Source organism: Sphingomonas sp. LH128 (assembly GCF_000293195.2).
Classification (GTDB): Bacteria; Pseudomonadota; Alphaproteobacteria; order Sphingomonadales; family Sphingomonadaceae; genus Novosphingobium; species Novosphingobium resinovorum_A.
The window spans coordinates 20,524-27,845 of the sequence record NZ_ALVC01000130.1 but is presented as its reverse complement, the minus strand read 5'-3'; the positions used below and the strand labels follow the sequence as shown (position 1 = coordinate 27,845).

The 7,322-nt window shown below is 66.2% G+C and carries 6 protein-coding genes; 1 reads left to right on the top strand and 5 read right to left on the bottom strand.

Annotation, left to right across the window (positions count from 1 at the left end):
• The 5 genes from LH128_RS11400 to LH128_RS31370 form a co-directional block, all read right to left on the bottom strand.
• A partial coding sequence (locus LH128_RS11400; RefSeq protein ID WP_008829777.1) for an alkaline phosphatase occupies window positions 1-449 on the bottom strand: 449 nt, incomplete at its 3' end.
• 2 nt (window positions 450-451) lie between these two features.
• The gene (locus LH128_RS11395) at window positions 452-1,873 is read right to left on the bottom strand and encodes a sensor histidine kinase (RefSeq protein ID WP_008829776.1); all 1,422 of its coding nucleotides are present in this window, start codon (window positions 1,871-1,873) and stop codon (window positions 452-454) included.
• Window positions 1,870-2,562, bottom strand: coding sequence for a response regulator transcription factor (locus LH128_RS11390; RefSeq protein ID WP_008829775.1), 693 nt, complete (start codon window positions 2,560-2,562; stop codon window positions 1,870-1,872). Before LH128_RS11390 ends, LH128_RS11395 begins: the two co-directional genes overlap by 4 nt.
• Window positions 2,563-2,615: 53 nt before the next feature.
• Window positions 2,616-4,112 carry a TonB-dependent receptor gene (locus LH128_RS31375; RefSeq protein WP_051211474.1) on the bottom strand — a complete coding sequence of 499 codons (1,497 nt, stop codon included), beginning with the start codon at window positions 4,110-4,112 and terminating at the stop codon, window positions 2,616-2,618.
• A 36-nt stretch (window positions 4,113-4,148) separates the two neighbouring features.
• Window positions 4,149-5,531: a carboxypeptidase-like regulatory domain-containing protein gene (locus tag LH128_RS31370; RefSeq protein ID WP_051211473.1), complete on the bottom strand. Its 1,383-nt coding sequence runs from the start codon at window positions 5,529-5,531 to the stop codon at window positions 4,149-4,151.
• A gap of 417 nt (window positions 5,532-5,948) precedes the next feature.
• Here LH128_RS31370 and LH128_RS11380 point away from each other — a divergent pair, with 417 nt between their 5' ends.
• Window positions 5,949-7,178 (top strand): histidine-type phosphatase, encoded by a 1,230-nt coding sequence (locus LH128_RS11380; protein WP_008829774.1) that lies wholly within the window; start codon window positions 5,949-5,951, stop codon window positions 7,176-7,178.
• Window positions 7,179-7,322 lie beyond the last annotated feature (144 nt).

Sequence of the window (7,322 nt, the reverse complement as noted above, 5' to 3'; positions counted from 1 at the left end):
ACATGGGCAAAAGTGGCGGCCGGGGTCGCGTCCCAGATCTTCATATTGGTCATGACGCCGGTGGAAAGGCCGCGCTGCTCGGCATATTCGAGGAAGGTCTTGACCGGCACCACCGCCCCGGCCTGTCCCGTAGGCACGGCCGATACCATGGCGTTGTTGGTCTTGCGGCCGGTCATGATCGCCGTCATGCCCGCGCCGGAGTCCGTCACCCACTGGTTGAGCGACGAGGTATCGGACAAGCCTACATAGGGCATCGAATGAATGAACAGCGACTGCGGCTTGTCATTGGCGAGAATGCCGCCCGCATTGAGCGTGGGCAGGCCGCCCGCATCGCCGATGAACAGGATCACATTGCGCGCTTCCTGCGCCACGGCATGACTTGCGGTGCCGGAAAGCAGAAGCGCGGCGGCTCCTGCCAGAATGCGGCGGGTCGTTTGAAAGGCGGTCATTATCAAGCTCCTTGCTGATCGGGTAACGGCGCCGACTGGCGCAAAAGGATGAGGCGGGCTCGCAGGCCGGGATCGTTGTCCTCCAGTTCCAGCCGCCCGCCGTGGAGCGAGGCCACCGCGCTCGCCAGGCTGAGGCCGAGGCCGGTGCCCGGCGTGCTGCGGGCCGCGTCGAGGCGGCCGAACTTGCGCAGTGCCTCATCCCGGCGCGCGGCCGGAATGCCGCCCGCACGGTCGGCGACGCAGATATGCACTTCGGCGCCGACGGCCTCGGCCTCCAGCACGATCACGCCGCCCTCGGCGCCGTACTTGAGCGCGTTGTCGATGAGGTTTGCCAGAGCCCGCGCCACAAGAGCGCGATTGCCATGGACATCGAGGCCGGGCGCGCAGGCGCCGGTGATCTTCACCCCGCCGGCGCAGGCCAAGGGCTGGTATATCTCGCGAAGGTCCGCCAGCATCGCGCCCAGGTCGAACCGCTCGAACGTGCCGCGCCCCACGCCGGCTTCGGCGCGGCTGATCTCCAGTGCGCTTTCCAGCATGTGCAGGACGATGCCGACTTCGTGGGCGATGGCCTCGAACCGTGCGTGGGAGGCAGGGTCCGGCGATGCCGCCAGCGCCTCGGTCACCTGGATGTGGATGCGTGTGAGCGGAGAGCGCAAGTCGTGCGCCAGAGCGTCGGTCAGGGTGCGGTGTTCCTCCACCAGCGCCTCGATCCGGTCGAGCATGGCGTTAAGGGACGCCTTGAGGCGGTCCACCGGATCGCCGCTGCCGTCGGTTTCGGCGCGGCGGCGCAAGTCTCCGGCGCCGACATGCTCGCCGACGCGGGAGATCGTCTCGACCATGCGGTTCATCTCGCGCACCAGAACGATGCTGCCCAGCAGGCCGATCGGGATCGCCAGTGCCAGAGCCCCGGCAAGGCCGCGCAGCAGCGCCAGCTGCATCTGGATGCGGTTGTCGAGCAGCCCCCCCAGCAGCAGTTGCTCTCCGGTGGGATAGCGCGTAGTCAGGACGAGGAATTCTTCCCCCCGCACCCGGCCCAGCCGGTGCAGCAGGCTGGTCTGCCACTGCGCAGGCGCGCGCACGCCCCGGGGCCAGGCGACGATATTGCCCGCCAGCTTGCGCCCCCGCGCATCGACGAGCAGGATCGCGGTGTCGTCCTTGTATTCCGGCCCCGCCCGGTCGGCGACCGCCTTGCTCAGGTTGGGAATGCCACCCCGGTTGTAGTGGCTGAGCAGATGCCCCTGCTCATGCTCCAGCGGGCGCTGGAAGTTCGACAGCAGGATGCGGTCGGTCTCGAAATAGACGTAGAGCAGCGCCGGGACCGTGCACGCGAAGCACAGCGCCATGTACAGCAGCAGGAAACGGCCCGCAGTCGATCGCCAGGGTGCGCGCCGTCCGCGTCGGGGGAGGAGCGAGGCGAGGTTCACCGCGCTGCTCCCAGCCGGTAGCCGGCGCCGCGCACGGTGCGCAGCAGAGGGACGAGGCCGGGGCGGTCGATCTCCTTGCGCAAGTTGCTGACATAGACGTCGATCACGTTGGTGCCGGGATCGAAGTCGTAGTTCCACACCTTCTGGAAGATCATCGAGCGGGTGACGACCTGCCCCTGGTTACGCATCAGGAATTCGAGCAGCTGGATCGCGCGCGGCTGCAACAGAAGCACCTGTCCGGCGCGCTCGGCGCGGGAGGTGAGCAGGTCCAGCGTCAGATCCTCGCAAATCAGCCGGGTCGTTACTGCGGGCGAGCCCGCGCGGCGGCGGTGGACCACTTCCAGGCGGGCGAGCAGTTCGGGCATGGCGAAAGGCTTGACCAGATAGTCGTCCGAACCGGCACGCAGGCCGCGCACCCGCTCGTCCGTGGAGCCGATGGCGGACAGGATGATGACCGGCGTATCGCAGCCCTGTGCGCGCAACGTCTCCAGCAGGGTCAGGCCATCGATCCCGGGAAGCATCCGGTCGAGCACGATCGCGTCCAACTCGCCCGCCTGCGCCCGTTCCAGCCCGCACGGGCCGTCGGCCGCGCGATCGACGCGGTAGCCTTCCTGCTCGAGGCCGGAGGTGAGGAAGTCGGCCGTGGCCGGGTCGTCCTCGACGACAAGGATGGTCTTGGTCTTGCTCATGCTGGTCCGCTCTGCGGCGGGGAGACGCCTGCCGACGCCTCCCCGTGTCACGCTCAGAAGTTGACGCGCACACCCGCGAGGTAGCGGCGGCCGAACAGTTCATGTTCGATCGGGCGCGAATAGACGCCCTGGTAGCGGATGCCTGCCTCGTTGGTAAGGTTGTTGGCGTCGAGATAGAGCTGGACGTTCTCGTTGATCGAGTAGCGCACCGAGGCGTCGAGCCGCGCGACGTTGGCCCAGTAGGCATCGCCGATGATGTCGCCGCTGCCCAGCGAGTCCAGGTAGGCCTTCTGCCACTGGTAGCTGACCCGGGCGGAGAAGCCGTAGCGCTCGTAATAGCCCGAGATGTTGTAGATCACCGGCGAGGCGCCCGGCAGGTCGGTGGTGCGGCCATCCGGCGTAGTGGCCTTGGAGTCGTTGAGCGTCAGGTTGGCCTGAACGCCGAAGCCTTGCGCCCAATCGGGCAGCCCGGCCGCGCGGGCAAGGCCCTCGAACGGCTGCGAGAAGGCGAACTCGAGCCCCTTGATGTGGCCGCCACCGCCGTTCGCGACGGTCGAGTACCGATAAGCGGAGCGATCGACGCCCGCCGTGTTCAGCACGTCCGATCCGAACGTCGGCAGTTCGACGTCGTAGAGGATGTCCTGAAGGTCCTTGTAGTAGCCGCCCACCGAGAAGAACCCGCGCGAGGGCATGTACCATTCGAAGTACAGGTCCACGCCCTTGGCGCGCTCGGGCTTGGCCTTGGGGTTGCCGCCCGAGACGACCTGGTCGACGTCGCTGTACGAGAAGTTGGGGCGCATCTCGTCATAGTTCGGGCGGGCCGCGCCGGTGTTGCCCGAAAGGCGCAGCTTCATGTCGCGGTTGATGTCCCAGTTGATGTGGATGCTGGGATAGACCGAGGTGAAGCTGTTGGACACGCGCGTCGGAGTCCAGGCGCCGCCGATCGACGACAGCGCCGAGCCGGTGTTCCGGATATGCTCGAGGCGGGCGCCGTAGACGATGTTGCCCCAGTCGAAGTAGGTCGTGCCCATGGCGTAACCGGCGATGACTTCTTCGGAGACGCGGTAGTTGTTCTGTTCGCTGGTGTTCTTCTGGATCTGCGAGGCCCCGGCGGCGACATACTTGTCGAACAGCGCTTCGCCGAGGTCGCTGGAGAAGTATTTCCAGCCGTAGCCCATCGGCAGGTTGCCCTTGTAGGGCGTGTCGATGCTGATGTCGGCCTGCTTCGGGCTGGTCAGCCCGGCAGCGGCGAGCGTTGCGGCGGTCACTTCGACGACGGTGCGGGTGGAGGTCTTGGTGCGCTTGTCGTATTCGCCGCCGAACTGGAACACGGTATCGGCGCCGAACAGATCGAGGTTGTGCTCGATATCCAGCTTTGCGGTATAAGCGTTGGTGCGATCGAGCTGGCGATTGCGCGTCATCGACAGGAAGTTCAGCTCCGTCGGCGAGATGTAGGGGCGCGATGCTCCGGCGCTGTAAGTGCCGTCCGAATTGAGCACCGTATTGTACAGCTGGACCTTCGACAGGTTCGGATCGGTGAAGTCGTACACCAGCGTCGGGCGCTTGGTGAAGTCGGTGGGGCTGCTTCACGAAGAGCCGAACGGCGGCTTGCTGCGGTCGTCGGCGCGGGTGTAGTTGAGGCGCCACTTGACCTTCCACGTGTCCATCTCATGCTCGCCCGCGAGCGTGTTGGTGAAGATGCTCTGGCGCGAGGAGTTGGAGTTCAGCGTGCTCTCGATCTCGGCCCCGTAGAGGGTGCCCTGCATCGGCGTGTTGCCGGTGCGGATGTCGGCATAGCCGGTGGTCTTGCCGACCGTGCTGCTGCCGGTCTTCTTGGCATCCTGATCGAGGTCGAAGACCCATGCGTTGCGCAGTTCGTCATCGCGGAACTGGCTGTAGATGGTCGAGAAGAACACCCTGTTGTCGCTGTCCGGACGCCATTCCAGACGGCCCGAGAACGACGTGTTGCTGCGCGTCAGGCGATAGAGCTTGTTCTGCGTCTTCGAATTCCAGATCCGCTCCTCGCCGCCCTCTTCCTGATCCTCGGGCGAGATTTCCCAGGAATTCTCGAAGTTGTCGGTCACCATGTCGCGTTCGTAGCGCGAGGCGCCGATCAGCACGCCGATGGTGTCGTTGGCAAAGCGATCGGACAGGAAGCCGCTGACGTTGTACTGCTTGCCCTGCCCCAGGTCGTTGTAGCCGTAACCCGCGTCAAGCGCGCCCTTGAGCCCGGGATAGTCGAACGGGCTGCGCGTCACGATGTTGATGTTGCCCGCCACGGTCTCGCCCGGCATGTCGGCGGTCACGGCCTTGCGGATGATCGTCTGGCTGGCGATCGAGGACGGGATCGTGTCGAAGCGCGTCTCGCGCCCGGCAGGGCTGATGACGTTGACCCCGTCGAAGGCCATCGTGGTCCAGCTGGCCGGAGAACCGCGCAGGCTGATGTAGCGCTCCTGGCCCTGGTCGCGCCCGACGCTGACGCCCGGCAGGCGGCTGACGGCGGCGGCGATGTTCTGGTCGGGGAAGCGGCCGACGCTGTCGGCGGCGATGACGTCGACCAGCGAGGTGGACGAACGTTTGAGCTGGAGCGCTGCTTCCTCGGACTCGGCGATCGGGCGGCTGCCGCTCACGACGATGTCGTTCGCAGCATCCACCGCGCGGGGCCTGAGCGCCACGCGGAGGTCGGCGACGCCGGCCTCGACCGACTGGTGACCGGTCTCGTAGCCGATGTAGGTGATGCTCAGCTGCTGGGTGCCTGCCGGCACGCGCTGCAGGGTGAAACGGCCGTCGCTGTCGGTGACGCCCACGATATCCGAACCTTCGATGCGCACTTCGGCGCCGCACAGGAAGTCTCCCGATGCGTTCACCACCACGCCCGTCACGCGTCCCTCCGCGCGCGCGGCAGTCTCGGCCTGCGCCTGCGCGGCTGCAGAGGTCAGCGACAGACCCGACACGACGACCGCCGCCATCGCGACACGCAGATGAAGACGACACTTTGAATTGTTCAGAAAAATGGACACGACAAATAGCCCCCTTTTTCACAATTCGATGAATTGTGAATTTGAATAAAATCACTCGTTCATGAAGGCATCGCCCGCACCTGCGGGATCAGCCGTATTTTTGCCCCATTTACTTCTTTGCACACCGCGAATTCGTCGCGGCGCACCATCACCGTGGATCGTCGAGACGGGGCACTAGGCAGACCGATTTGCGCTTCTGTGACAGTCGCGAACATTAGGGAAATTTAAGAATCGACTATTGCAGCCCCTGTTATGCCGATCCCGGGCCGATCGAAGACGGCACCGATACCTCGAGGACCGGGGACCGTCTCCGAACCGTCACAAAGCCCGCATACCCGCAGCCCGGCCACTCAAGGGAACTTTCACATGACGAACCACACGCCGCACTCGCGCCCCATCGGCGCCGTGCTTGCCATCGCCGCCGGGCTGACGCTTTCCGGCCCTGCCCGCTCGGCGCCGGAACAGCCGCAAATGACGGTGGAGCGCGTCGTCATGCTGATGCGCCACGGCGTGCGCCCCTCGACCAAGTTTCCGGCCACGCCCGCAGGAACGACCAAGGATGCCTGGCCCAGCTGGTCCACCGCAGCCGGAGACCTGACGCCCCACGGCGCCGAGGGCATCCGCCGCCTAGCCGCCTACGACCGCGATCTGCTGACGCGGCAGGGGCTGCTTCCGGCAACCGGATGCGCCGATGGCGGCGCTATCAGCGCCTGGGCCAGCGGCAGTTCGCGCGCGATCAAGACCGGCCTCGCCTTCGTCGAGACGCTGCAAGCCGGCTGCAAGGTCAATCTGGATCACCCGGCGAACGAAGACGAGGAGGACCAGTTCCACCCCGATTCCGCGGCGACCGCGCTTGATGGCGACCGCGCACTGGCAGCGTCGCAGGCGCAGTTCCCGTCCGGCGGACTGCAAGGCGTCATCGCCGCACGCAAGGGCGACTTCGCCACCCTGCAGCGCATCGTTGGCGTGCCGGTCAATCCCGCCTCCACGCTCAAGGCCACGCCGGGGGACAAGCCCGACCTCAAGGGCGGCCTCTCGTTCGGCTCGACGGCCGGACAGACAATCCTGCTCCAGTATCTGGAGGGCATGCCGATGGCGCAGGTCGGCTGGGGCCGCGCGAGCAAGGCGGACATCCGCGCCATCCTGCGCTTCCACCCGGTCAAGTTCCAGTACGAGACCCGCCCCGCCTATGTCGCCCAGCGCCTTGCCGCCCCGATCGTCACACGTATCGTCGATGCCCTGTCGGGCACGGGCGGGCGCCTGACGCTGCTGTTCGGGCACGACACCAACATCGCAGCACTCGGCGGGTTCTACGACATGCACTGGACCATGGCCGACTACCCGCGCGACGACATCGCGCCCGGCGGCGCCATCGGTTTCGAGCTTGTGCGCGACCGGGCCGGCCGCCGCTTCGTCCGCGCGTTCCAGCAGGCGCAGTCGATGGACCAGTTGCGCGCGCTGAACCCGCTGACCCGGGCCGCGCCGCCCAGCCGCAGCTACCTGCAAATCCCGGGCTGCGGCTCACGCAAGGCCCTGTGCGATCTGGCGACGTTCGAAAGGATCACGCGCGAGCGACTGGCGAAGCCCACCGACTGATCTTCGAGTCCGGTATCAGACCTTGGATTTTATCTGATGCCGGACCAGCGACGCCCGCGCCACTGCAACACCGCTGTCATGCGGGGGTCTTAACCAAATAGCTATCCTGCCAGGAGATAGCTTGACGTGAACGCGACTGTAACG

What these genes read in the sequence shown, in the direction of transcription:
- LH128_RS11380 (WP_008829774.1), top strand. Translation starts at nt 5,949, where the DNA reads ATGACGAACCACACGCCGCACTCGCGCCCCATCGGCGCCGTGCTTGCC.
- LH128_RS31370 (WP_051211473.1), bottom strand. Translation starts at nt 5,531, where the DNA reads ATGGCGGCGGTCGTCGTGTCGGGTCTGTCGCTGACCTCTGCAGCCGCG.
- LH128_RS11390 (WP_008829775.1), bottom strand. Translation starts at nt 2,562, where the DNA reads ATGAGCAAGACCAAGACCATCCTTGTCGTCGAGGACGACCCGGCCACG.